Origin of the sequence: Bradyrhizobium sp. 521_C7_N1_3, assembly GCF_052075975.1 — a bacterium.
GTDB classification, from domain to species: Bacteria; Pseudomonadota; Alphaproteobacteria; order Rhizobiales; family Xanthobacteraceae; genus Bradyrhizobium; species Bradyrhizobium japonicum.
The window spans coordinates 2,013,322-2,038,202 of sequence record NZ_CP197232.1 but is presented as its reverse complement, the minus strand read 5'-3'; the positions used below and the strand labels follow the sequence as shown (position 1 = coordinate 2,038,202).

19 protein-coding genes and 1 pseudogene are annotated in these 24,881 nt (G+C 58.7%); 8 read left to right on the top strand and 12 right to left on the bottom strand.

Annotation, left to right across the window (positions count from 1 at the left end; genetic code table 11):
* Positions 1–232: 232 nt before the first annotated feature.
* From ribB to AB7008_RS09220, 7 genes are all read right to left on the bottom strand, one after another.
* Positions 233–1,318 carry a 3,4-dihydroxy-2-butanone-4-phosphate synthase gene (gene ribB / locus AB7008_RS09250; protein ID WP_441258725.1) on the bottom strand — a complete coding sequence of 362 codons (1,086 nt, stop codon included), beginning with the start codon at positions 1,316–1,318 and terminating at the stop codon, positions 233–235.
* A 352-nt stretch (positions 1,319–1,670) separates the two neighbouring features.
* Positions 1,671–3,017: an LLM class flavin-dependent oxidoreductase gene (locus AB7008_RS09245; protein ID WP_441258724.1), complete on the bottom strand. Its 1,347-nt coding sequence runs from the start codon at positions 3,015–3,017 to the stop codon at positions 1,671–1,673.
* A gap of 684 nt (positions 3,018–3,701) precedes the next feature.
* Positions 3,702–5,018 carry an LLM class flavin-dependent oxidoreductase gene (locus AB7008_RS09240; protein ID WP_441258723.1) on the bottom strand — a complete coding sequence of 439 codons (1,317 nt, stop codon included), beginning with the start codon at positions 5,016–5,018 and terminating at the stop codon, positions 3,702–3,704.
* A gap of 210 nt (positions 5,019–5,228) precedes the next feature.
* Entirely contained in the window at positions 5,229–6,299 is a 1,071-nt protein-coding gene (locus AB7008_RS09235) for a flavin reductase (protein ID WP_441258722.1), read from the bottom strand.
* 739 nt (positions 6,300–7,038) lie between these two features.
* Positions 7,039–7,857, bottom strand: coding sequence for a hypothetical protein (locus tag AB7008_RS09230; protein ID WP_441258721.1), 819 nt, complete (start codon positions 7,855–7,857; stop codon positions 7,039–7,041).
* A gap of 1,065 nt (positions 7,858–8,922) precedes the next feature.
* Positions 8,923–10,065, bottom strand: coding sequence for an ABC transporter substrate-binding protein (locus tag AB7008_RS09225; RefSeq protein WP_441258720.1), 1,143 nt, complete (start codon positions 10,063–10,065; stop codon positions 8,923–8,925).
* A 532-nt stretch (positions 10,066–10,597) separates the two neighbouring features.
* Positions 10,598–11,359: a class II aldolase/adducin family protein gene (locus AB7008_RS09220; RefSeq protein WP_441258719.1), complete on the bottom strand. Its 762-nt coding sequence runs from the start codon at positions 11,357–11,359 to the stop codon at positions 10,598–10,600.
* Between the two features lie 929 nt (positions 11,360–12,288).
* Here AB7008_RS09220 and AB7008_RS09215 point away from each other — a divergent pair.
* Positions 12,289–12,987 (top strand): aspartate/glutamate racemase family protein, encoded by a 699-nt coding sequence (locus tag AB7008_RS09215; protein WP_441258718.1) that lies wholly within the window; start codon positions 12,289–12,291, stop codon positions 12,985–12,987.
* Positions 12,988–13,270: 283 nt separating this feature from the next.
* Here the strand turns inward: AB7008_RS09215 and AB7008_RS09210 are convergent, their stop codons facing one another.
* Both AB7008_RS09210 and AB7008_RS09205 read right to left on the bottom strand, forming a co-directional pair.
* Positions 13,271–13,990, bottom strand: a complete 720-nt coding sequence (locus AB7008_RS09210) for a hypothetical protein (RefSeq protein ID WP_441258717.1) — start codon at positions 13,988–13,990, stop codon at positions 13,271–13,273.
* Between the two features lie 54 nt (positions 13,991–14,044).
* Positions 14,045–14,473: a hypothetical protein gene (locus AB7008_RS09205; protein WP_441258716.1), complete on the bottom strand. Its 429-nt coding sequence runs from the start codon at positions 14,471–14,473 to the stop codon at positions 14,045–14,047.
* Between the two features lie 413 nt (positions 14,474–14,886).
* Here AB7008_RS09205 and istA point away from each other — a divergent pair, with 413 nt between their 5' ends.
* The 6 genes and pseudogenes from istA (at position 14,887) to AB7008_RS09175 (ending at position 18,865) form a co-directional block, all read left to right on the top strand.
* Entirely contained in the window at positions 14,887–16,194 is a 1,308-nt protein-coding gene (gene istA / locus AB7008_RS09200; protein WP_441258715.1) for an IS21 family transposase, read from the top strand.
* On the top strand, positions 16,194–17,081 hold the full coding sequence (gene istB / locus AB7008_RS09195; protein ID WP_441258714.1) for an IS21-like element helper ATPase IstB: 888 nt from the start codon (positions 16,194–16,196) through the stop codon (positions 17,079–17,081). The genes istA and istB overlap by 1 nt, the downstream gene beginning before the upstream one ends.
* A 111-nt stretch (positions 17,082–17,192) precedes the next feature.
* Positions 17,193–17,333 carry a hypothetical protein gene (locus tag AB7008_RS09190; RefSeq protein ID WP_441258713.1) on the top strand — a complete coding sequence of 47 codons (141 nt, stop codon included), beginning with the start codon at positions 17,193–17,195 and terminating at the stop codon, positions 17,331–17,333.
* Between the two features lie 638 nt (positions 17,334–17,971).
* Positions 17,972–18,247, top strand: a pseudogene (locus AB7008_RS09185) (hypothetical protein); the annotation flags it as partial.
* Entirely contained in the window at positions 18,198–18,338 is a 141-nt protein-coding gene (locus AB7008_RS09180) for a hypothetical protein (RefSeq protein ID WP_441261195.1), read from the top strand. The pseudogene AB7008_RS09185 and the gene AB7008_RS09180, both read left to right, overlap by 50 nt.
* Positions 18,296–18,865 carry a CoA transferase gene (locus tag AB7008_RS09175; RefSeq protein ID WP_441258712.1) on the top strand — a complete coding sequence of 190 codons (570 nt, stop codon included), beginning with the start codon at positions 18,296–18,298 and terminating at the stop codon, positions 18,863–18,865. Before AB7008_RS09180 ends, AB7008_RS09175 begins: the two co-directional genes overlap by 43 nt.
* Positions 18,866–19,324: 459 nt before the next feature.
* Here the strand turns inward: AB7008_RS09175 and AB7008_RS09170 are convergent, their stop codons facing one another.
* From AB7008_RS09170 to AB7008_RS09160, 3 genes are all read right to left on the bottom strand, one after another.
* Complete coding sequence (locus AB7008_RS09170) at positions 19,325–20,290, bottom strand: D-2-hydroxyacid dehydrogenase (protein ID WP_441258711.1); 966 nt, start codon at positions 20,288–20,290, stop codon at positions 19,325–19,327.
* Between the two features lie 453 nt (positions 20,291–20,743).
* Positions 20,744–22,144, bottom strand: a complete 1,401-nt coding sequence (locus tag AB7008_RS09165; protein WP_441258710.1) for an aminotransferase — start codon at positions 22,142–22,144, stop codon at positions 20,744–20,746.
* 11 nt (positions 22,145–22,155) lie between these two features.
* Positions 22,156–23,634: an NAD-dependent succinate-semialdehyde dehydrogenase gene (locus AB7008_RS09160; RefSeq protein WP_441258709.1), complete on the bottom strand. Its 1,479-nt coding sequence runs from the start codon at positions 23,632–23,634 to the stop codon at positions 22,156–22,158.
* Between the two features lie 187 nt (positions 23,635–23,821).
* Between AB7008_RS09160 and AB7008_RS09155 the strand changes: the two genes are divergently transcribed.
* Entirely contained in the window at positions 23,822–24,298 is a 477-nt protein-coding gene (locus tag AB7008_RS09155; RefSeq protein ID WP_441258708.1) for an Lrp/AsnC family transcriptional regulator, read from the top strand.
* The last annotated feature ends 583 nt before the right edge of the window (positions 24,299–24,881 follow it).

Genomic DNA, 24,881 nt, shown 5'->3' with positions numbered 1-24,881 from the left:
CCCGCGAATGCATTTCAATAAACCGGAAAAATCCCCATCGAGGCTGGCGGCCTGAAATATTCGAAAGTTCTCATGCGAAGCGTGCCTTGTTGGAAGGCCTGAGCTTGCTTTTCGCCTCGAGCACGGCCTCGACGATTCCGGCATTCAGTTGAACATCTCTTCAGCCGGTCTGGGTGCTTGGCACCCGAAACGGCCGAGTTGCAGGTACCGCGAACGCGCCTTGCCGGCGGCGCTACTCGAAAGGCTCATTCGACGCGATCTCGATCCCAAAGCCCGTCACGCCGAGATAATCATGTGCGGTTCCTGATAAATTGCGGATTGAGGTGACGCCAAGGTCGCGCAGGATTTGCGCGCCGACACCGACCTCCCGCCACTGGCGGCGCCGATCGGCCTCGCGCGAATGCGTCTCCGCCTCGTCGATCCGATTTACCGGCACGCCCGCGGCGCCGTCGCGCAGGTAGACCAGCACGCCGCGGCCTTCCGACTTGAAACGATCGAGCGCGCGCTTGACCTTGCCGGCCGAACCGGCCGACTGCACGTCCTCGATGATGCTCTGTTTGTGAAAACGCGTCAGGACATCGCGGCCTTTGCCGATGGCGCCGTAAACGAAGGCAACGTGGTAAACAGGATCGAAGGGCGAACGATAGGCGTGGCCCTGCAGCGGACCGATCGGGCTCGCCACGGGGAAACTGTTGACGCGCTCAATTAACTTCTCGCGCGCTTGGCGCCAGGCGATCAGCGCCTCGATGGTGATCTGTTTCAGGTTATGTGCTGCGGCAAAGCATCCAACCTGAGGTCCCTTCATGACCGTGCCGTCATCATTGGTGAGCTCGGAGATAACGCCGACGGGTGGCAGCCCGGCTAGTCGGCAAAGATCGATCGCGGCCTCGGTATGGCCTGAGCGCATCAGGACACCGCCGTCATTGGCAATCAACGGAAAGATATGACCTGGCCTTGCAAAGTCGCCGGCCCCGACATTGGGATTGGCGAGCGCGCGACAGGTCGCGGTACGCTCATCGGCCGAGATGCCGGTGGTCAGTCCTGCCTTGTAGTCGATCGACACAGTGAAGGCAGTGGCATGAGCTGAATCGTTGTGGGCTACCATTGGATCGAGCCGCAGCCGCCGCGCGTCTGCCAAAGTCACCGGCGCGCAGACAATTCCGGAGGTGTGGCGCACGATGAAAGCCATCTTCTCTGGCGTGCAGAGCGAAGCGGCTACGATGAGGTCGCCCTCACCTTCGCGATCGTCATCGTCGGTAACGACTACGATCTCGCCGCGAGCAAAGGCTTCCAGTGCTTTAGGGACGGTGTGGAGCATCTCTCACTGCGGCGGCTGCTAGCGCGCCATAATTCTGATACGGCTGAAGAAGGGCAGCTTTAACTCTCAAAGCACCGTCCGTTCAACATCAGATTAAGCATCTGCAACGCCGATCTCCTGCGTTTTTAGACAAGAACGAGCGGAATTTCTCTTGAGTGCAGAACGAAGAGCGGCGGAGGTCCGACCGAGAGGGCTTATTAGCCACCTGTGAAGGTCTGGCTGCGGAGGCGGGCAGAACGGTCACTTTGGTGGCTATTTGCGTCTTGAGCAGCGGCTTCGACACTTGATCCCGCAGCCGGAGCCTTTCGCGCCTATTAGCCAGACCGGCTGTAGCCGTACCGCGGACCAGCACTCACTCTGATGACGCTTCCTTCGCAAAGCGATTTCTTGGTTCCGGTAACCCAAGGTGGCTTCGCAACGTCTTTCGAGCGTAGTCCTTACGAAATAGGCCGCGCCGCTGCAGCTCAGGTACCACCAAGTTTACGAACTCGGCAAGATCGCCCGGAAAGAATGCAGGTACAAGCATGAAGCCATCACAAGCACGGCCGACCAGCCATTCTTCCATGGTGTCTGCGATGGCTTTGGGGGTCCCCGTCATCATGAGGTAACCGCGCGACAGCGCGAAGAGGTTATGGACCTCTCTTAATGTAAGACGCTCTCGCTTCGCCTTCGCATAAATGACCTGCGCATAGCTCTGCACGCCAGTCGGCGCCACGGGAAGGTCCGGAACGGGTTCATCGAGGGAATACTGCGACATGTCGTGACCGAGTCTTTCCGACATCGTTGCCAATGCAGAGCCCGGTATTACCAAGCTTGCGAGATGTGCAAGCTTCTTACGCACCTCTTCCTCTGTTCTCCCCACCACGGTCAAAAGTCCTGGCATGACAGCGCAATGGTCCGGCGGGCGACTGTTGGCAACGACCTGCTCTTTTAGTCCTTGATAGAAGCGCTGCGCCTCGCTCATTTCTTGCTGGACGGTGAATACAACTTCGGCATATTTCGCCGCAAATCTCTGTCCCGCCCCCGAAGATCCAGCCTGGACCACAACCGGCTGTCCTTGCGGCGAGCGCGACGCGCACAGCGGCCCCCGCACCTTGAAGTATTTGCCATTGTGGTTCAGCACGTGAACCTTGGACAGATCGAGATATTGGCCGGTCTCCTTGTTTGCGACCAAACCACCAGCTTCCCAGCTGTCCCAAAGGCCCTGCACGACCTGAAGATATTCGTCGGCAATCTCGTAACGAAGGCCATGATCCGGCAGCTCTCGCCCGAAATTCGCCGCCGCTTCCGGAGAGGCGGTCGTAACAACGTTCCAACCGGCGCGCCCCCCGCTGATTTGATCGACGGAAGCGATCGCGCGAGCGAGATTATAGGGCTCAGTGAAGGTAGATGAGATCGTTGCTACCAGTCCAATCTGCGACGTCTGTACGCTGAGAGCCGCAAGGAGAGTAGCCGGCTCTAGCTTTAGAGCGAAAGATGGCAGGTCGGCCATGGCGCAGACGGGCGCGTCGGCAAAGAACGCAAAATCGAATTTCCCGCGCTCCGCGATTTTGGTGATAGCCAATAGTGCGGAGAAGTCTTCGGCACTCGTGAGCGCCTCCGGAATTCTCCATCCCGCTATATGGTTTCCCGTGGCGGCTACAAAGACGCTCAGATGCATTTGCCTGATTCCGGTGGTTTCCTGTTGGTAGGCGTGCATGTTAAATAGATCTCGATCTGAGTTAGCCTTTTGGAGGGCCGGTCTCAGAGAGCTTCGGAGAACCACGCTGATGCCAAGCTGGGTAGCAGCGGCCTGATTGCTGGCCCTATCGAGCCTCTCGACTTTGTTCGCTTGTCAAAGTCGACCCACCGCGCCGGCATTCTCGACCAATCGGCTATGTTTGCGCCCGGTAACTATACTCTGCTACAGGGCGGCTTCTCGGGGAATTGTCCCATCGTATCGCAGATAAACGACCAAAATTGCATGCCTTAGGTGGATTGCCTCAAATGAGGCGCTGCTGGAGGTCTTATTCCTGCGCATCCATGCTGGGTAGACGAGACCGCCGCGGCCTTAGATTTGAAACGATCGAGCGCGCGCTTGACCTTGCCAGCCGAACCGGCCGACTGCACGTCCTCGATGATGCTCTATCTGTGAACGCGCGTCGCGCGAGGACAATGTCCAACGATGGCGGGTGATAGAAGCTAGCGTCACAGGCGCACAGACCGACAGAGAAGCATGAGGTCGGCCTCCCGTCCCCAGTCTTCGTCGTAGGGGACGAAGACCAGGTTGCGGGGTAGTTCGGGGACGTTATGGACGGTCTCTCATGAGGCAGCTGAGCTGGAGCCGGCTAAACTCGCGTGCTCCGCGTTTTGAGGCACGCAGGTCTACATTGTGGGCGCGTACCTAGACGCGCGGCAACCCTAGATTTTCTCGAAGTGTCGCCCCCTCATAGCGACGCCGGAACAGACCGCGATCCTGAAGACGCGGCACTATGTGCTCCGCGACCTCGGCAAGGTTGTCGGGAAGGTAAGCTGGCAGGATATTAAAGCCGTCGCAGGCGTCCGCCTCGAACCAATCGACCAGCGTCGAGACAATCTCGTCGGGCGTGCCGCTAAGGTTCACCTGCTGCCCCATTCCGAACTCCTGGCACAGCCGACGAACAGTCCAGCCATTTTCGCGCGCACGTCTCACCGTGTTCGTCGCGGTCGAGAACTTCCCTTCGGTGTTTCCAACCTCGGGCACGCGATCGTCCAAGTTGATATCATTTCCCAACAAGTCGCCAAACATTCGCTTGATGGAGGCGAGACTCTGCAGGGGATCGATCAAGGTTTTGAGATACTCAAGCCTATCGCGAGCCTCGGATGAGCTTCGGCCAACGATAATCTGCACACCCGGCAATGATTTGATGTCGTCAGCCTGTCGGCCGAACTTTTCGGCGTGCGCGCGCAAGACCTGGCGCCCGCGGATAGCTTCGGCCATATGCTGAGGAACGGAGTAGACGACATCCGCGAACGCGCCGGCCAAATTGAGCCCGTGCTCTGAAGCGCCAGCTTGGAAGATCACCGGCCGACCCTGCGGCGTACGCGACGCGCCTAGCGGACCGCGCACGTTGAAGAATGTGCCACGATAGTTGAGCACGTGCATCTTCGACTCATCGTAGAAGAGCCCACGTTTCTTGTCGCGCAGGAATGCATCCGCGTCCCAGCTGTTCCATAGCCCGAGGACAACCTGGAGGAATTCGGTGGCGCGCTCATAGCGCTCATCCTTGTCGAAGTGATATTCTCGACTGAAGTTATTTGCCTCTTGCTGGGACCAGGAGGTAACCGCATTCCATCCAGCGCGCCCTCCGCTGATGTGATCGATGGAGGCGAACTTCCGAGCGATATGGTAAGGCTCGTTATAGCTTGTGGAAGCAGTCGCCACGAGGCCGATGTGTTTCGTGCACATTGCAAGGGCCGCCAGCAACGTGATGGGCTCTAGCTCCACGTTGTTGGAGCTGCGCGCGGCAGCCCCTTTTGGATCATCGTATGAGCGGACCGCAAGCGTATCGGCAAGAAACACCGTATCGAACATCGCCTCCTCGGCGATTCGAGCTGCGGTAGCGAAGTGCTGAACCTTCTCGGATGCTGCGGGATCCACATCGGGATGCAACCAAGCTGAAATGTTGTAGCCGAGGCCTCGAATCGAGGCGCCCAGGCGCATTTGCCTTTTGTCTGCCATTTGTCTCTCCAGCCTATGTAAGTTGCATTTATAGTGACCCCTATGAGGTAGAGGCCATTCCTGTCATGCGGTCTCGGTCGTGGACGGTCGTCCAATTCCTGCAATGCCGAACCAAATTGCGCTCAAGAACCATCTAGGCCTGCCTGAGTACGGAAGAGGCATGGCTTCTCGGTACGGGCCGCACCAGACCAAAGTAGCCTCTCTAGCAGGCTAGAGCGCCGAGTCGGCATCCTCGAATTTCCGGATGAAAGCCTCCAGAAACTCGCGGACGGCGCTAATTTGCTCTGGACTGAATCCAGAAAGGCATTCCGCTTCGTATCTATCGCCTCGCACCTGAATCGCGTTCCGTTTGTCGCGCCCAGCCTCTGTCAGAGAGACTCTCTCTTTGAGATCTTGAGTGAGGAGGCCGCGTTCGATTAACTCCGCAACCGCATCTGCGCAGTCGTCTGGCACAGCAAAGATCTGCTGAGCCAGGTCGCCGATGGCCTGGCCGGGATTGGCGTAAAGCGCCCACAAAACCCGGCTCTGCAGATAGTTGACGCCTTCTGCGCGCCGGTGTTTCTCAAAGCGACCAACCTGGAGCCGGGTTGCGTCAAGGAGTAGTTTCGACAATGCCGCCATCGCTCTAGATTCTGGGCGAGCTGGTGTGACAGGCGCATCAGGCGCGGATTGCAATTGTGGATGAATCTGTGGGACAGCATATTTGCTTTGAACGAACAAAAGCGGCTTGCCCGAATAGCGCACGAACCGCTGCACTCGTCCGATAATGATCAAGTGATCGCCGCCCTCATAGGTCGCTTCTTGCTCGCATTCGAACAAGGCGACAATTCCCGGCAGTACGGGACAGCCATTGCTGCCTTTGAACCATTGAAGCCCCGCAAATTTGTCGTCTGTCGAACTTGAAAATTGCTGCGAGACTCCGATCTGGTCTTCCGCGAGGACATTGATCGTGAAGTGACGCGCCCGCTCAAACATCGAAAAGCTGCGCGAGGAGCGAGCGATGGACCAAAGCACAAGCGGAGGGTTGAGCGACAAAGACGAAAACGAGCCGATTGTTGTCCCCGCGAGCCGTCCGTCGATCTGCGTGGCGACCACGGTGACGCCCGTTCCGAATTGTCCCAGACTCGTTCGAAACGACCGCGGATCTAGCTCTGCGCGCCCATCGTCCAAGACAGAGGGACCTACCAGGGCGTCCTCTACTGCATCTTTTGGGGATGATGCATCCAATGGCGCGGTCGACGCGGCAATGCCATCCGTTGATTGTGTCACTGAGTTCGCCATGCCAGCCAATGCTCGTTGATGTGGATTGTAATGGTTATTCTGCCATCGATAAGGTGGACCGAGCGCGCCCGCGCGGGTGGGACGACGAATGGCAGCGGTAGTGAACTCGTCGCCGTCTTAATCATTGAACGGCGGGCCGGGTCGCCTGAACGATGAAGTGATGTCCGCCTAGTCATGACATTCGTTCTTAAGGGACGCAAAACTCATTGACCGTTCAGCGGCGTTTTTGCCGACGGGCGTCGCTTCGGCCGGGATCGCTCAAGTACGAGCCCAATATTCGAAAAACACTATAGGTTGCTGGAGAGCGGATTCGCAGCGAACCGCGCGCAAACATCGAAGATAAGCAGCAAAAAGCACACAGATCGCGCAGAATCGCGCCGCCGTATTGCGGGTCGCGAAGGTCGAGGTATTTGCGTACTGTTCCGTGTACACGTGGTGATCTTGTGAGTCTTGCAGCCTCATCGGATCGCGCAATATGTCGGCTCGCTTACTTGCGAGGCCCGACGAGCACCTACATCGTAACGACGTCTGGCACGAATGCCCCGGAGGGCTGCGGTCGGAGGCGCACGCACAGAAGGCGCGAGCGCCGCGGCCGAGCCAAAATGGAGCCTCTTGCCGCCGCAAGCGCCATAGCCAGAACAACGTGGGTTACAACGAGATGCTCTGCTGCGGACGACACTCGCGTTCGTCGTCAACGTCCATTATCGGCAAACGTTTGACCCCACCCGAGCCGGGGATGCTATCTGACACCGACGGACGCCATGGTCATTCGGCAGAGATCAGTAATGTCGTAGACCGGTAGATCCACGATTTGGCGGATTGCCGTTGCCACCATCGGAAAGCCCGCGCACTCGAACAGGATAGCCACGATCTCTGGATGCTTGGCTCGAAGCCGCGCGATGCAGCCCGTGACATCCTGCTCCATTCCGACCACGTCGATTGGTGGCGCCGGCTGCTTCATCTCGTCATGCCAGAACTTGCCGCCTTCGATGCCGCCTACCACGATTCGCGCCCGCTCTCTCGGATCATAAACTCCGAGGAGGTCTTCACCACAGTGAGATGAATCATAGGTGAGGACGGCGATTTTGGCGGCCGCTGGGAACTGCCGGAGCAACGCTGGTAACAGGAGCAGGCTTGACATAACCACAGGTACGTTCACTGAAGCGGCCACGGCTGCCTGATGCCGGATAGAGAAGCCACAAGTCGAGGTAATCGCGACAGCGCCTCGGTGCACAAGTCGCCGGGCCGCAGCGATGAAGGCCGGTTCAAGTGCAGGATCACCGCGCACAACATTTTCAACCCAAGCCCCGGCAACGGTTTCCGCGAGGACGGGAAAATGGAACGTAGCAGTCGGATTGAGCAGCGACCCAGGCCATGCCTCCGGCGGAGGCGCGTCCGGCAAATCGCCGCGTTCGAGGTTGAGGATTCCCAGATAGGGGGGGCTTTGCGATCTCATTGAGGGAGCGTAGCCGCAACCTGAAGCCGAATTCTCATAATAAGGGCTGCCTTGGTGCCGAAACTCTGCAGTGAAGTGTGGCTCGCGCAAGGGTTGGTTCATCTGCGATCTCAAACACGGATCAGGCGGAAGCGAGTTGAATCATGACCGAATAGGTCGGGTTTGCTCGCCCACCTTTTGAACCGGTGGCCGGGTCCGATGACTGGCGAGGGTATCCTTGCCCAAGCAGACAAATGATGTCGAGATCTTTACGCGCAGGAAAGCGCCCCTCGACGCCGTGGCCTCCTTCGGGCAATCTCATGGAAGAGCGATGCATTCGGGCAGCCTTGCGGCAACGCGCGGCCCCAGGCCCTTGAGAGGCGATCAATGCAGTCCACCCTCAGCTTGCAACCCTCGCAGCGCGTTTCGCCGCGCATGAGCGCAAGCTCCAGCCCGGCGGCACCGGCGTCAGCCGGAGTGATCCCCAGCAGGCTCATAGCGGCCGCCAGCGGATTCAAAGACGTATGGGTCGCGAGACGATCTGCGGGGACCAAGATCGCGTACGCGGCCGCTGCAATCATCCCAAGCACGACTACGCTGAATGCGATTCATACGAATTTTCCAAGTTGTTGGAAACGTATGTTGCAACTACTCAGGAAAACGCGACTTGATTTGCGTCAACAAGCATGAAGCTTCGGGGCACATTGGTGCAATTAAGCGCATCGAATTACATTGGCGGGCGAGCATGATGCTTTGCGTGGGCCTATTTTGATTGAAGTGCTCCTGCTCGATTGACGGCGCAGCCGACGCTGGAAAGATGTGTCAGAGTGGAGAAATGATAGAGGCATCTTCCGTCAGAATGCTCGCCGCGCGAGAAGATGGTACGCCGTTCCACGAGGAAAGCTGCGCGCCTGGACCCAATACTGCAGCCGTTCTCCGGCATTCAGAAAACATTTTACGGGCGAGAGATACCAGGCCTCGCGACATGAAGGCGATCAACGCGACGTCGACTCGCTTTAGTGGCGCTGCAGGTCAGTGGAGTAGGCAAGAGCGTTAGAGAGACTCGAATCCGGCCAAGGGCTGTGCCCTCCGAACTAGCTGTGAGCTCCGCTGCTTTGGCAGTTCCACGGCCGCAATGGCAACCGGCGGAGCCTACGAGGGCTCCGTCGGCCGCTGATGTTATGGCACTTATGCCGTCCGCCACTTCAACCATCGCTCTTGGATGTAATCAGAATTCGACTTGCCATCGGCGCGTTTGGCAGCCAGCCAATTGGAGTCTTCGATGATGGTCTTCGCAGCATTCTCCGGATTGACGCTAAGCAGGGGAATGAGGTCGGCCGGTAGATGTTCAAGCTGATGGCTATTCGGCGCTGAGTAGCCGGTGCCCTGAGTAACGCCGGCAGCAATCTGAGCGCGATTCATGAATGCGATAAATTTTTGCGCATTCCCGGTGTTTGGTGAGCCCTTGAGGATCACACCGACGGTGCTCCCCGCCAGATCAGCACCGTCCCAGATGAATTTGATCGGAGCGCCCTGCTTCATTGCGCTGAGCACGCGGCCGTCATACACGCTGGTCATCGCGTATTCTCGGTTGATCAGCAGTTGAGTCGGTTCACCACCAGCATTCCACCACTTTGTGATGTGGGGCTTGATCTCGTTTAGCTTTTCGAATGCGCGATCGAGTTTGTCATCGGTCAGCGGCCAAATGTTGTTTGGTGCGACCCCGGCTGCGACAAGCGCAAATGTCAACGTACGCCAGGGGTTGATGACGCTCAGTCCCCGCGGCCCAGGAAATTTCTTGACGTCCCAAAAATCAAACCAGTTTTTCGGGCCACCTTGCGGGAAAGCGCGCTCGTCGTAGGCGAGAACCGTCGCGGTGGAGTAAAGCAGGGCGCCAGCCTCGAGACGAGCGCTCGGAGGGACGCCTTTGAGCGACTCTTGATCCCAAAGTTTGTAGTCGATCGGCACGAACATTCCGGTTGCATGCATCCCGAGATAGCTCACGATCGAAACCTGGGCGATGTCCCAATCGACCCGGCCGGCCCGGGACATCGCCATGACCTGCGGGTCAGCGATATCAGCGACCACGTCGACGACCTTTATTCCGGTCGCCTTGGTGAATGGATCATGGACGTATCGTCGAAAGCCCTCAGTGTAGGAGCCGCCAAATGTCTGAACGACGACTTCCCCACTGCCGGCGAGCTTTTCCTCTGCCCAGGCGAGCGTGGACTTCGTGACAAGCGGCATGGCTAGCGAACTTGCCGTTGCTTGTAGGATCAATCGCCGGGTCATGCTGGCGCTTGAAGCGCCGTTGGTGTTCTGCTTGGTCATTAGGTCCCTCCTTGCAAGGCCAAACGAGCGTTGCGAGCGCAATCATCGGGTCGCCAGCTGTGCAGCCTGGCGACCGTCAGCCTGCGATCCCCACAAAGGAACCTTAGCGGTTTGCTGCATGGATTCTCATCCAACACCGATGTAGAAACGAAGAAAGAATAGAGCTAGCGGCCCAGCCACGCAGGATTCCTGCGCACATACCGCACTTGAAAACAAGTGAGGACCTTGCGGCGACCTTCGGTAAACGCTCGTGTCACGCAAGTCATGTGGGCTGCTTCAGGGCAGGCCACCGGGTTAACCCAAGGGTGAGCTGCTGGTTTGAGGCGGCGCCCCGATCAACGGCAACGCCAGCGTCGATCGATAATATTCGCCGGTCTTTCGCTCGCTTGGCGCAATGGAAGTCCTCGACGAGCGCCATTTATGTCGGAGCAATCCAGCCAGCTGGCTGACAAAGCATGCGCGCGCTTCGCCAATCGCACTTGGCTTGAGTTGCGCGCGTGCTGAGGCTCTAACTCGAAGGCCCATGCCGAGCTTACTGCCGCCAATCCGTGCTGCGGCCTTCGATTTGGCGGACCGCAGCCCGCCATTCCTTGATTCCGAATTCGGGCAAGGCACGCTTCGGCTTGTTGCGCTTGGCATAGTCTTTCACCACCTCGGGATCGATCGGCGTCGGCGGCTCGTCCAAGGTGCGGGCGATCACTTCGATCTCGCAGGCACGTACCAGGGCGTACATGCGCTGGAGTGCGGCCTGAGGCGTTGCGCCGATGGTGAGCAGGCCATGGTTGCGCAATATGAGGCATTCGCCCTTTTGGCAGGTTACGCCTAGCGCATCGCCCTCGTTATATGAGCCGAGCGAGCCATACTCGTGATAGGTGACCTCGTCGTAGACTTCGAGCGCGTCTTGACTGATTGGCCTGAGGCCATGCTTCAGGACAGAAATGCCGGCGCCCGCGCGTACGTGAGTGTGCATCACGCAATTGACATCGGTCTTGGCCCTGTAGATGCCAGCGTGAATGATAAAGCCCGCGTCGTTGAAGGCCCCGTTTTTGGCATATACTTTGCCGTCGGTGTCCATCTTCACCAAGCTGGATGCGGTGACCTCGCCGAACAAATCGCCGTAATTGTTGATCAGGAAGCAGTTCGGTTCACCGGGAATACGTGCCGATAGATGGGAGTTGATCGTATCGGTCCAGCCGTAAAGGTCGCAGATCCGGTATAGCGCAGCAAGGTCGCAGCGGATTTGCCATTCGGCGTCAGTCATATTGGTGCGATCTTGGTGAACAACGGCAACCATCACGCGCGCTCCTCGTGGAATTAGCATTCAGCTTTTTCAAATGTAATCGGGCTCGAATGCGCACAATGTGCAAAGGAGCGGTCTGGTACGCCAAAATCCTGCGCCCCGAGGACGCTTTTGACCAAATTCAGCGGGTACCGCGCGAGAGGCGGTCAGCTCCTCGCACCGATTCGTTCAAATTACCTAGTTCTCGATTGCCGGAAAGACCAAGATCAGGGTCGCAGCTCGACAGGCATCCCTGGAGTAAGCGGAAGAACAGGTCGCCTGTGTATTCAAAAAGGGTGGCGCGCACATCTTCGCTTTGGAGAGATTATATCGGCCGGCTTCCTTTGACCTGACGCGCAGTGCAACTCTGCGGAAAGAAGCGGGTTGCCGCTTTCGGGGAGGGCGAAACCGCCGGGCAGGAATTGGTATCGCCGAACTCCAGCGAACAGTGCGCCCTTTTCGTTGAAATCCGGCAATCATGTTCGAATTCCTCAGCTTTCAGTAGCGAAATCGCCTTTAGCATCTTCGGCCAGAACACATCTCAAGAGCGCTATCGGAATGAAATTGGATTTGCAGATGGGAGCGGCTGAAGTGAAGAAGTCCGAGGCAAGCATCAAGGTCGACGCTGAGCCCCTACTTGCGCCCCGAATTCAAGACGCAGGTCGGTGAAGGGCTGCACAGCGGTGACCTGGTGTCCAAGCAGACCGTTGTCGATGGCTTGGAGCTGAGATCCGGCCTGGTAAACCGCTAAAGGTGGGAATTCCTCGCATGTGCGACGCAAGAAGTGCGGCTTTATCGAAAGCCTATCCGTCGGGATTGTGATTTATCAACTTCAGTGAATGGAAGGACCAGTTTGAAAAATGAGTGACTCCCATAGAGGGGCGGTTCGGACATCGTCGCCAAAACGCAATCTGCAGTTTTACGGCGCACCGGTGGGTATCTTGATGGTTCAGCGCGCCTCGACAGACGACCCTTTTGATCGCTTTTACCCTCCTGGAAGCGTGAACAACGCGAGCACGTGGAGTGTCCCCGTTCGTTATAAGCCGATGCTGGGCCTTACCTTCCCGATGCTTCAAGTCCCCAACAACGCCGCGACAGAGTCTATCGCTGTGAAGGCTGCGGTTGAGCTTGCACGCGAGGGCGCGAGCTTTATCACCGCAAACTGTGGATTCATGGTCCGGTACCAGGAAGCGGTGCGAGCGGCGGTGGACATTCCTGTTTGCCTGTCCCCGCTTGTTCTAGCACCTTTCTTGGAGCGGATGCTTCCGCCGACTAAATCAGTCGGGATTATTACGGCCAAGGCGCCCTTTACTCCGGATCTGCTGGAAGCGGCCGGCATTTTACCTGATTGCAGGCGCGTCTCGATCGTCGGGCTCGAAAAATCACCGTCATTTGCATCTGTTATTCTGAACGCGACAGCTAACATGGACGTCGATGCCGTCGAGGCCGAAACAGTTCAAGCTGCTCTGGATTTGCAAGCTAAGCGACCAGATATAGGTGTGTTTTTGCTCGAGTGTTCTGAGCTTCCGCCCTACGCTGCGGCGGTCCAGAGAGCGACCGGCGTGCCCGTCTTTGATTACACCTCCATGGTCGAATTCTTCGTCAGGGGAGTAGTCCCTCGTCGTTTCTATGGGATCACTTAAAAAGTCAGACCGTGCGCGTTGGCAGCATGAGAGGTGATGCTCGCATCGCCCTAGAACCTGATTCCAAACTCTATTCTAAGCGGACGCTTGCGCGAATGTTCGCAAGATGAGTGTGGGCGATGCCGATCCGGCGTCGCGCTCTTGATTGTTCAATCATCGGAGGGCGGGTGAGCACGACCAGACAAAGCGAGGGCCGCAGCACCCGTTTTGAGCAAGCGGACGCTTGAAGACGATGGGCATCTCGCTTTGATGCACCTCTAAGTGACCAGGCGAACCCCGTGAGCTATCCCGCCGTCCAGCCGGTGGAGGCCATTGTGATGCGGCAAAGGTCAGTGATGTCGTAGACGGGTAGCTTCGCCGTACGGCGAACGTAGGCCGCAACGGTCGGGAATGCTGCGCATTCGAACAGGATTGTCGATATTTTTGGATGGGCGCTCCGCAGCCGTTGGATGCAGACCATGACATCGGTTTCAATTGCGGCGACATCCGTAGGCGGAGGAGGATTCTTCAATTCGTCATGCCAGAACTTACCGCCCTCGATGCCGCCAATCACGACCCTCGCGCGTTCATTCGGATCTTCCAGTCCGAGCAGATCTTCGCCGCAATGTGTCGAGTCGTAAGTTAGAACGGCAATCTTCGCCGAGCGCGGTAACTGCCGGAGCAGTGACGGTAGCAGGAGCAAGCTCGACATGACTACGGGCACCGTCACAGACGCAGCCACTGCGGACTGATGCCGGATAGAGAAGCCACACGTTGAGCTTATCGCGACAGCGCCGCGCTCGGCTAAGCGCTGAGCTGCTGCAACGAATGCCGGCTCCAACGCTGGATCTCCGCGAACGACGTTCTCCACCCAGGCTCCGGCAACGGTTTCCCAGATTACCGGGAAATCAAAGGTTCTCGGATGCAATACCGCGCCAGGCGCGGGCGTTGGTGGTGTTGCGCCGGGCACTAGGCCGCGCTCGAGGTGAAGAATGCCCAGTGAGGGTAGAGTTTGCGAGGTCATCCTCAGGATCCTAATGCAGATCGAAGCACGTTACGCGCAGTTTTTCTCTTGCGTTCACCGAATATCGCAGGAAAAGGATCGTGCGATGGAATCGCGGCGACCTTCCACTGCAGGCTCTGTTGTATTTCTAGGTGGCATCCCGGAAGTTCTGGCAAGCGTCAAAGTCAGCCCCATCGTCGGATCGGTTGGGTGAGGATCGGATCGTCTATTGAGCACGTCATCGTAAAAGCGGCTGATGCCGCGCATCATGCAGCTCTTGATCATATGTTCGGGAAAGGAGGTCCAGCCGCTGACCGCGGTATGAATATTATCCTCGTATTTGACTTCTGTCATGACGAACTCTTTGCTTTGCCCTGCGTCAACCCGACGCTCGACCTGGCCAACATGATCCTCCATCTGCTGACGGAAGTGTTTGACTTCGGCGGTGCCGCACACATTCCCGTGTCCCGGTACAATGTATCGGACGTCCAGCGCTTCAATCACTCCAACGGCCCAATCCAACCGTAGGTATCGGTATCCAGGAACGATGGTAACCCGCTTCGCACATGGGATCGCCAACAAAGGCAATCTCCTGGTGCGGAATAACGGCGATAATTGAACTGGGAGCGTGTCCACAGAGCGGATGAGTTCAAAGTTAATCCGCCCACGTCCAGGAACATGAGGTCCGTGAAGGTCAAGGTCGGGACCCTGGGGACATATCCTGGAAACGGTATTTCATTCCCGAAGGGTCCAAGATCTCCAAAGTCGCGCGAAAGCCTTGATTGACCTCGATTGCGACATGTACCGCCTGGTGTACCTATGAGAGACAATCTCCCCCGTGTCGCGCGCCATGGAAAACTGCCCCCTCAGCGTCACGAGGAATTGCCCCCCTCCTCGGATAGCTGAGGAGAGAGTGAATGAAGCAGGAACGAATCACTGAAGGCTCGCCGTGGAGTGATCCACGGGGGCAGGTGATGAAGACGCCGGATGACGTGGCGGAGATGTTGCGCCTGAGGGCGTGCGGGTGGGGTGTGAAGCGAATTGCGCGGCAGCTGGGCTGCAGCCATCACACGGTGAAGGACTACGTGGCGGCGGGCGGGGTGAAGCCGTTCAAGTCGCCTGAGCGGCCGAAGCGTCTCGACGGCCTTGAGGGTTGGCTGCGCGAGAGGCTCATTCGGCATCGCGGCAATGCCGACGTGGTGCGCCAGGACCTGTTGGCCGAGAAGGGCGTGACCGTCAGCCGGCGGACCCTGCAACGCGCCGTGCAGCCCTATCGCCAGGCGCTGAAGGCGGAGGCGTTAGCGACGACGCGGTTCGAGACGCCGCCAGGCCGGCAGCTGCAGATCGACTTCGGCGAGCGTCTGGTCGAGATCGGAGGGGCGAGAGTCAAGGCATTCGTGTTCGTGGCAACGCTTGGGCATTCGCGGCGGCTGCATGTGCGTGCGTTCCGGGCCGAGAGGCAGGAGCATTGGTTCGCCGGGCTCGAGAGCACATTCACGACCTTCAGCGGTGTGCCGGAGGAAGTGCTGATGGACAATCCTCGGGCGCTTGTCGTGCGCCATGACGCGGTGAGCCGGTCGGTTCAGTTTAACGACAAGCTGATCGCCTTCGCAAAACATTGGGGCTTCCGTCCTCGCGCTTGCGCGCCATATCGGGCGCGCACGAAGGGCAAGACGGAGAACGGCGTCGGCTACGTGAAGAAGAACGCGATGGCCGGCCATTCCTTCCCAAGCTGGGAAGCATTCGAGGCGCATCTCGACAGGTGGGAGCGCGAGGTTGCGAACGTTCGTATCCACGGCACGACCGGGGAGGCGCCGATAGCTCGCTTTGCGCGTGACGAGGCACACCGGTTGAAGCCACTTAGCGGGCAACCGTCGTTCGGATCATTGCGTGAACTGACCCGCGTCGTCGGCAATGATTGCGCTGTAGAGATCGACACGAACAGCTACTCGGTGCCGTGGCGCCTGATTGGCGAGCGCGTGGCGGTAACGATTGCGGCTGGCGAGGTGCGGATCCGCCATGGATTGCACCAGGTTGCGATCCACAAGCAATCGAAGGGTCGCCGGCTGCGGATCATCGACACCGCCCACCTCGATGGTGTTGCCGGTCACAACGGCGCGGTCCGCCGGGCTGAGATCGCGGCGGCGGTGCTGGCGCCGTCCTCACCGCCGTCGTTGTTGCGCCCTCTTGCCGAATACGAAGCCGTGGTTGGAGGAAGCTTCTGATGGCGCGGGCAAAGAAGATAATGGAAGCGACGACCGATCCGCTCGATGCCATGCTGGCGCGACTGCAGCTCTCCGGGATCCGCGATCAGCTCGACAGCCTGCTCGACGAGGCGGCGCGCGCGAACCTGTCGGCGCGTGAGACACTGATCCTGCTGTGCGAGCGCGAGATTGCGCGCAAGGATCATCGCCGCATCGAGATGGCACTAAAACTTGCACACTTCCCGACCGTGAAGGAGCTCGCGGGCTTCGACTTCGAGGCGCAGCCGTCGATCGATCCGAAGCAGATCCGCGACCTGGCCGCGTCACGTTGGATCGCCAACGGCGAGAATGTGCTGCTGCTCGGTCCGCCGGGCGTCGGTAAGACGCACCTGTCGATCGCGCTCGGGCGAGAGGCGATCCTGGCCGGTTACACGGTGCAGTTCACAACCGCGACGACGCTGGTCGCGGGTCTTGCCAAGGCGCACGGCGACAGACGCCTGGACGAGAAGCTACTCGCCCTGTCGAAGCCAAAGCTGCTGATCGTCGACGAGCTCGGTTATCTGCCGCTCGAACCTGATGCGGCGCACCTGTTCTTCCAGCTGGTCAGCCGGCGCTACGAAACCGGCGCCATGCTGATTACCTCGAACCGCAGCGTTGCCGAATGGGGCACCGTGTTCGCCGATCCCGTGGTCGCCACCGCGATCCTCGACCGGCTCCTCCACTACAGCCACGTGCTGACGATCCGCGGCGACAGTTATCGGCTCCGCGCCAAGCGCAAGAGCGGTCTCATCAAGCCGCCGACCGCCGGTGACGGCCCTCCGGTCGGCTCCGCCTCCCTCCGGCCCGTCACCGGCGGAAACAACTTCAACCGAGATCATAGTGCCGATGGTGGGGGCAGTTCTTCATGACGCAAAGGGGGCAGTTCCGGATGGCGTTTGACATCCCCCGGATGATGCGCTCCGCCGCGAGGGGCGCGCCTTCGAGGCCGTCGTCGCCCGTCCGCGGGGTGTTCAACGGATATGGGACTGAACCGATACTTTGCGGCGCTGCCCCTGGCCTCCGCCTATGGTGCCGTGATCGCCGCATCGGCCACGGCGCTGGCCCTCCAGGCGAGGGAACGCAGCGGTGTTGGCGACCACATCAAAGTACTGCTCATCTGAGCAGTCACGGAGGCGCTCGCGTACACGCGGCGGCTCAAACCGCAGTTGCCGATGGATTCAGACCTTCAGGATACCTTCTATCGAAACGGTGGCTACAGGTGCAAGGACGGGCGGATGTTCCGTAGCCTACCCGGCCACAAGCTTCATACAAGGCGCTGCCTGCAGGGTCTCGGGATTGCGACGGCCTCGTTGCCGAAAGGTTGGTCAAGAAGGCGATTCCTACCTTCCCACGCGCGAATGGAAATCGGATCACCTTCTAAGCGTCTGGCCATTGCCTCGCCACTGCAGACAAGATCATCGCGCGGATGAAGGCCGCGTTCCTGACCCGCCCTTCGGCGGAGTGGGAACACATCTTCCGGGAACACCGCATTGCGGACACCCCACAGAATTTCCTAGGAGAGTGGCTGCATCATGAACACGCCTTGTCTGCGGGTCTGTTGGTGACCGAGCCAGAATTTGGACCGATGACCCGGCCTGGACCTGTGTGCTGGATGCAGGATAGCGGCGAAGCAATGTTAAATCCGATGCCCCTCCGATGGGTGGCGGCCGGCGAGGCCGTCGCTGCACTCTCGGCGCCCCCTGCGCAGCGATCAGCGCCCCGGATAGGCCAAGAACTGTCGGGATAGCTCGACGGCTTACGGGTTCTCGACATGGCCAACATCATTGCCGATCGGCACACCGCATTCTACCTGGCCCGCTTCGCCGCGGAGGTGATCAAGATCGACCCGGTGCGGTCCCATTATCATGCCGGCTTCAACGTCTTCATAGCGATGTTCAACATGCCGGAAAGCAGTCGGCGCAGGTTGACATCACCGCGCCAAGAGGCCGTGAGGTCTTCGAGAGGCTCTCAAACCGGTCGACGTCATCGTCTGGAACGCAACCGACCGAGACGTCAATCGCAGGGGGCTGGATAGGAAGAGCCTGGAGACGCTCAATCCAAACGTGATCTTCTGTCAGGTCGATTGCTTTGGCGGCCCACCCGTGGTTCGCGCCGCGACGACCTAGGCTACGACGACATCGCCCGGGCAGTGAGCGGAATCATGCTCAGGTTTGGCGGTTCATCGGAAACTCCCGAAGGGCACGCGCACTTGGGGACGATCGACGCCTTGGGTGCATATAGCTTGGCTCTGGGCGTTGCGGCCGCGTTGTACCAGAAGTCGAAAATCGGCCGGGTGTGGCGACCCAGGAGGTCGCTGACGGCACTCTCGGGCCTGCTGCAGATCCCTATTGCTACGACTTTCCAGGGCGGCAGCCATTTGACGAACCCGTCGGTCCTGATGCCAAGGGCTTCAGCGCACTGGCGCGCCCCTACGTGGCGAGCTGTCGCCGACAGCATCATGTTGAACGACCTCGTAAGCGACTTGCCTCGGCTCGCGAGAGTCGATGGTTTGCAAGGGATCGCCGGCGCAGGACAAGTCGGTGTTCCTTGCCGCGGCGATCGGACAGGTCACTGCACAAGAATGGCTGTCGAGATTGAATGCGCCAGATACTGGCGTGGCAATCTGCGGGAGCATCAATGCGATACGTTCTGAAAATTGTCGCCCGGCGGATGCCGCGCCGGGAACCGACCGAGGCAGCTTCTCCATTTCGAGATACCCTGACCACCCGAGCAGCCATTCGGTCCACAGCTCGCCCCCTATGCCGTTCGACCGGCGGTCGAGAAAGTCTATGCGCTTGCCCCCGCCCAGAAATACGGCGCCGTCTACTCGAATTATCCTACTGTGTTTGGAATACACCGACGCCGACATCGACGCGCTGCTCGCCGCCGGCGATGTCAGAGAGAGTTGAAGTCGCGAGTACTCGCCGAGCTGAACTCTCCTGGTGATGCCGGTCCGCCTTGCCGATGACCCGCGTCTGCGAACCGGTCTTTGTGTCGGGGTACGCAGCTGGCGCCCGGCCAGTCGCATTCAAGTGTGAAGAGGTCCCGCGCGGCCGAAGCCGGTCATGAGCGTGAGCGTCACGTCGCCAAGGCGCCATTCGGAACTGCGATTTCAATAGCCACGTTGCAGGTCTATAACATTTTTCAAGGCCTGCCCGCTTAGCAAGCGCTCAATGTTGTCGGCCAATATGGGGAATACTCGATCGGTATAGTTTGGCTGTGTCCCCGACACATGCGGCGTCACGATTACGTTTGGCAGGTCCCATAACGGGCTGTTGTGCGGCAAAGGCTCCTGCTCGAACACGTCAAGCATCGCACCAGCGATCGCATTTGTCTGCAAGGCCTTTATGAGCTCTGCCTCGACAACTGCGTTTCCCCGCCCGATATTGATGAGAAATGCGTCGGACCGCATGCGTGCGATCTCAGGTGCGCCTATAAGGCCGGTCGTATCCGGCGTTGCCGGCAGTGCGAGGACCACAAAATCACAGAGCGGCAGTAGATTGTGTAGCGCATCCAAGGAGAACAGCCTGTCGACGACGTCGATCGGAACTGACGTATCGCGCTTCAAGCCGAATACAGTCATGCCGGCGCCCTTGGCACGACGAGCAATAGTCGTACCGATAGAACCCAGCCCTACGACACCGAGCGTCTTCTCTGCTAGAGGAGCCACAGGGCGTGGGATCCACTTGCGCTCCGATTGCTCACGCAGAAATCGCATAAAGTCCCAATGGAGCATTGTGACACCGCCCATCACAAAATCAGCGATGCCCTCACCATGCAGGCCCCTCACATTGGTCACAACGATGCGGCCGATCAGTTGATCGCGGATGGGGAGCATTGACTCGACTCCCGCCGCAGCGGACTGGATCCAGCGTAGATTCTTCGCTTGACATAACAGCTCAGGCGAAATGCGAGATGCCAACAGTGCATCCGCCTGGCCAATATTTTCTTCGAGGCTACGGCGGTTCGCCGCCTCAATCGCACGGACGTGGGGGAAGCGCTTCGCTATGAGTTGGGCATATACGTCGGCATCCGGGTCGTTGAGGAGAATGGTAAGAGAGGGGCTGTCGCCGGGCATCTCGGTCTGGATCCTTTGTTGCGGTTAAACTCAGAATGGTCGGATGTTGGCGATTCGTTGGGCTGCAAAATGATTTGGGCTACGACAGCACAGGTCGGGCATTGCCGGTCTCAGCGGTAGCCCGGGTCGTTTTTGTCGAAAATCGCAGCAAACGTCGCAAATGGCTCATTCGGCAAGCATTCTCTCACGCGCGGCGCTACGCTAGAGCTCTCGATTGCTGATATGTCGAGGCGTCTCCGCGGCCGCAGAGAAACGACTATCCGTTGAGGCACATGCAAGTCTGGCTACCCGCAAACAATTCCGCGTCGATGTCGGCGAGGGAGAACTCCACGACGAAACCCGCTACGGACGGATCGGCGGCCTTGCGGAGAGCTTCCTGCGACGTAGAAGCCTGCCAGATCCGCTCATGCGAGTCGTCGGCATGCGATTCACCCGTGTTCGAGAGTCCACCTCTCAAGCCATGGCAGCATCTTTGGCGAGCTCATCCATGACTTGCTTCGTCGCTCGATAGGCCAACTCGACGATCTCGTCGATCTCCGCTTCGGAGACGACGAGAGGCGGAGCAAACCCTAGAATGTCGCCGTGTGGCATCGCTCGTGCAATGAGCCCCCGATCACGAGCAGCCTTGGAGATGCGGGCGCCCACCTTGAGCTGCGCATCGAATCGCCGCTTTGACTGCCGATCCGCCACGAATTCGATCGCGCCAAGCAGCCCCACACCCCGCACCTCACCGACGATTTCGAGCTGCGCAAATCGCTCCTTGAGCCGCTTCTGAAAGTGTGCGCCTACGACTCTCGCCCTGTCGCTAAGTCTTTCATTTTCGACGATATCGAGGACCGCGTTGGCGGCGGCTGCCGCGATTGGATGGCCAGAATAGGTGTAGCCGTGTGAGAATGCCCCGATGCGATCCGCGGCTTCCTCCATCACTGCATAAACTCTCTCGCCAACAATGGCTCCCGAGAGTGGCACGTACCCAGACGTCAACCCTTTGGCGACCGTCACCAGGTCTGGCTCCATTCCGTACAGAGTGCTGCCAAAGTCAGCGCCGGTTCGCCCAAAGCCACAAATGACCTCATCCGCGATCAGAAGGATGTCGTAACGCCTCAGCACAGCCTGAACTTCGCGCCAATAGCCCGCCGGCGGCGGTGTTATACCGCCCGTACCAAGCACCGGCTCGCCAATGAAGGCGCCGATCGTCTCCGGCCCCTCCCGTACGATCAGCTGTTCGAGCTCGACCGCACGCCTCCGAGAAAAGTCCTCTTCCGTCTCGCCCGGCTCGGCGCCCCAATAATGGTGCGGGGTCCCCGTGTGCAGGATGCCCGGGAAGGGAAGATCCATATGATCATGGTAGAACGACATCCCGGTCATCGAACCGGAGATCACTGAGCAGCCGTGATAACCGCGCTCGCGCGAGATGATCTTCTTCTTCTTGGGATGACCCCGCAGATTATTGTAGTACCAGACGAGCTTGGCCTGGGTCTCGTTAGCGTCCGACCCTGACAAGCCGAAGAATACTTTACTTGGTTTTCCCGGAGCCATTCGCACGAGACGATTTGCGAGTTTGGCCAACTCGTCGGTCGTGTGCGCCGCATACGTATGATAGTATGCGAGTTTGTAAGCTTGCCGCGCAATGGCCTCCGCCACCTCGGTCCGGCCGTATCCAATGTTTACGCAGTAGAGACCAGCAAAGGCGTCAATGTAAGTATGGCCCTGCGCGTCTTCGATGCGGATACCCTTCCCTCCTGTAACGATTGTCGGGTCACCCGCTTGTCCGCTCGCAAACTCCTTGAGCTGAGTGAATGGGTGCAGAACACTCGAACGATCCAGCTCGGCGATGGCCTTAAGGTCAGACATTCCGCATTCTCCTAGCCCGTCAAATCGCCGAAGCAGACGTACTTCAGCTCCATATATTCTGCCAATCCGTGCCGCGATCCTTCGCGACCAAGCCCAGACTGCTTCCATCCGCCAAAGGGAATCGGCGGGCCAGTGAACGATGCGGTATTGATTCCAATCATTCCGCACTCGAGTTGCTCCGAAAGCCTGAGCGCTCGGCGCAGGTTGTCGGTGTAGACGTATCCAGCCAGCCCCATCTCGTTCGCGTTGGCGCGTGCGACGACCTCGTCTTCAGAGTCGAAGGGCAGCACGGCCGCCACGGGCCCAAACGTCTCCTCATGTGCGATGAGCATCTCTTCGGTTACATCGCTCAGCAGCGTCGGAGCAACAAAGTTTTCGCCCAGTTCGTCGCCTAGCTTTGGGGAGAAAACCCGCGCCCCCTTTGCCGCCGCGTCACTGATTTGGGCCCTGCATTTGTTAGCTACCGCCGCCTTCGTCATCGGCCCAATATCCGTTGTAGCGTCCAGGCCATGACCAACCCTGAGCTTGGAAATTGCCGCAGCAAAGGAGTCGATGAAGTCGCTATAGATGCGTCTTTGTACGTAGATGCGGTTAGCTGCCAAGCAGTCCTGGCCGGACGTCGCGAACTTGGCGGCCATCACGCCTCTGACGGTTTTGCGAAGATCGACATCATCAAAGACGAGAAAGGGCGCATGCCCTCCGAGCTCGAGCGACACTTTCTTCACGGTCGCAGCGGATCCTTCCAGCAATAGGCGACCGACTTGAGTAGAACCCGTGAAGGAAAGGGCACGTATCCTCGTGTCTTCCAACAAGGACGCCGAAAGTTCGATGGGATCACCAACCAGCACCTGAAACACGCCAGGCGGGACACCTGCTTCTTCGGCGAGTCGGGCCACAGCAAGAGCAGATAGAGGGGTCTCGGGGGCAGGTTTCACGATGATAGGGCAGCCGGCGGCAAGGGCTGCTCCGGCCTTTCGTGTAATCATGGCAACCGGAAAGTTCCAAGGCGTGATCGCAGCGGAGACGCCGATTGGCTGCATACGCACCTGAAGCAAACTTCCAGGCTTATGACTGGGGATGGTCTCTCCGTAGGCTCGCTCGCCCTCCGCCGCGAACCAGTCGAGGAACCCGGCACCGTACGTAATCTCGTGGCGAGACTCAGAAAGCGGCTTGCCCTGCTCGCTCGTGACCAGGACGGCGAGGTCATCCGAATGCTCGAGCATCAACCTGGCCCATGACCTAAGTATCGCCCCACGGGTCGCCGGCAAAAGCGCTCGCCAGGAGCCGAACGCAGTCTCAGCTGATGTGACCGCGAGGTTTACGTCTCGGGCGCTGCAGCGGCTAACCTCCGCAATATCCTCCTCGGTAGCTGGATCGACGACAGTGTCCGTCGAGGCCTTCGTTACCCATCGGCCGTCAATGAGTGCGGCGCCAGCAAGGAAGTCGCGGCGCCTCACGCTTTGCAAATGTCTTTTTGCGATACCGATCATGTGCGGACCGGTCTGTCGAACTGTGCCAGCTTCCACTTGAGAGTCCTGCGCGTCATCTGTTGAAATTGTCCATGCAATCAGGCTACCTTCGATGCACGGTAGTTTGCGTCGCATTTCTGGTCGAGTGGGATGATTTCCTGCATCACGCACTGAATTCGCGGCGATATTCACCAAGGGGGAGCCGTTCATGCAATACGATAGAATAGATGCCCGCATCCTGGAGATCGTGCAAAAGAATAACCGACTAACATCAGAGACGATCGGCGAACTTGCCGGACTTTCGGCCACGGCGTGTCAACGACGACTGAAGAGACTTCGGTGTGAGGGCATCATCGAGTCGGACGTGTCCATCGTCTCACCGAAAGCTGTAGGACGGCCAATTCAAATGCTGGTGTTGGTGACGTTGGAGCGCGAACGTTCCGACATCATCGACAAATTTAAGAAGGCAATCAAATCGTCAGTTGATGTCGTGAATGGATTTTATGTCACCGGCGAAGCTGACTTTGTCCTGTACATCACGGCGCGTACCATGGAGGATTATGAGCAGTTCACTCGCCGCTTTTTCTACGAGAACGCGGACATCAAGGGCTTTAAGACAATGGTGATAATGGACCGGGTGAAGGCAGGCTTTGCCATTCCGATCGATGTTTCGTCCGAGGACTAGTGCGGATGTCCATATGTTCTGGTGTGCTCGTCGCCCACTCGTGGTTACCCACCCTAACCGTCTCCCGTGTCCCTTCCCTAGCTGGCCCTATAGTGTCCGAAGCGGCACCGCCTAGGATAAACTCATACGAAAGTCGCGGCGGGCTGCTTGGAACGCTCGCCTGTCGCGTCCAGTATCGTGTGAGGCGAAACGGCCAGATCAGGTGCAGAAGATAAACCGGCGATGCGCCTCAGCCTATAAATCCATCCAAGCAGAGGGAGTGGGTAACGTACACCGCCTACACGTTTGTGGGCTCGTGGTTTACTGGTCTGGACGAGGGCAGCGATAGCCATGAGGTCGGAAAGACCGAAGCTAATCGGCTGGCCTGCCGCAAGGAACGTCAAGCGGCTCAAGCCTCATCCAGTGCGTCACCCCTTGGTTTGTGACAGAGAACGCGCAGATGAGCCGATGTATGGCTACTCAAAGCGCGATCTCTGGCGAGCAATCTGACCAGACGAACCCATGTATGGTCTTCCTCGAACTGACAATATCGAAGACTGCTCGAGCCGTCCTCCCGACAAGTTATCATCCGCAGAGCAGCGGC

Coding starts and splice junctions, on each gene's coding strand:
- ribB (WP_441258725.1), bottom strand. CDS start 1,318: ATGCTCCACACCGTCCCTAAAGCACTGGAAGCCTTTGCTCGCGGCGAG.
- AB7008_RS09245 (WP_441258724.1), bottom strand. CDS start 3,017: ATGCACGCCTACCAACAGGAAACCACCGGAATCAGGCAAATGCATCTG.
- AB7008_RS09240 (WP_441258723.1), bottom strand. CDS start 5,018: ATGGCAGACAAAAGGCAAATGCGCCTGGGCGCCTCGATTCGAGGCCTC.
- AB7008_RS09235 (WP_441258722.1), bottom strand. CDS start 6,299: ATGGCGAACTCAGTGACACAATCAACGGATGGCATTGCCGCGTCGACC.
- AB7008_RS09230 (WP_441258721.1), bottom strand. CDS start 7,857: ATGAACCAACCCTTGCGCGAGCCACACTTCACTGCAGAGTTTCGGCAC.
- AB7008_RS09225 (WP_441258720.1), bottom strand. CDS start 10,065: ATGACCAAGCAGAACACCAACGGCGCTTCAAGCGCCAGCATGACCCGG.
- AB7008_RS09220 (WP_441258719.1), bottom strand. CDS start 11,359: ATGGTTGCCGTTGTTCACCAAGATCGCACCAATATGACTGACGCCGAA.
- AB7008_RS09215 (WP_441258718.1), top strand. CDS start 12,289: ATGGTTCAGCGCGCCTCGACAGACGACCCTTTTGATCGCTTTTACCCT.
- AB7008_RS09210 (WP_441258717.1), bottom strand. CDS start 13,990: ATGACCTCGCAAACTCTACCCTCACTGGGCATTCTTCACCTCGAGCGC.
- istA (WP_441258715.1), top strand. CDS start 14,887: ATGAAGCAGGAACGAATCACTGAAGGCTCGCCGTGGAGTGATCCACGG.
- istB (WP_441258714.1), top strand. CDS start 16,194: ATGGCGCGGGCAAAGAAGATAATGGAAGCGACGACCGATCCGCTCGAT.
- AB7008_RS09190 (WP_441258713.1), top strand. CDS start 17,193: ATGGGACTGAACCGATACTTTGCGGCGCTGCCCCTGGCCTCCGCCTAT.
- AB7008_RS09170 (WP_441258711.1), bottom strand. CDS start 20,290: ATGCCCGGCGACAGCCCCTCTCTTACCATTCTCCTCAACGACCCGGAT.
- AB7008_RS09165 (WP_441258710.1), bottom strand. CDS start 22,144: ATGTCTGACCTTAAGGCCATCGCCGAGCTGGATCGTTCGAGTGTTCTG.
- AB7008_RS09160 (WP_441258709.1), bottom strand. CDS start 23,634: ATGATCGGTATCGCAAAAAGACATTTGCAAAGCGTGAGGCGCCGCGAC.
- AB7008_RS09155 (WP_441258708.1), top strand. CDS start 23,822: ATGCAATACGATAGAATAGATGCCCGCATCCTGGAGATCGTGCAAAAG.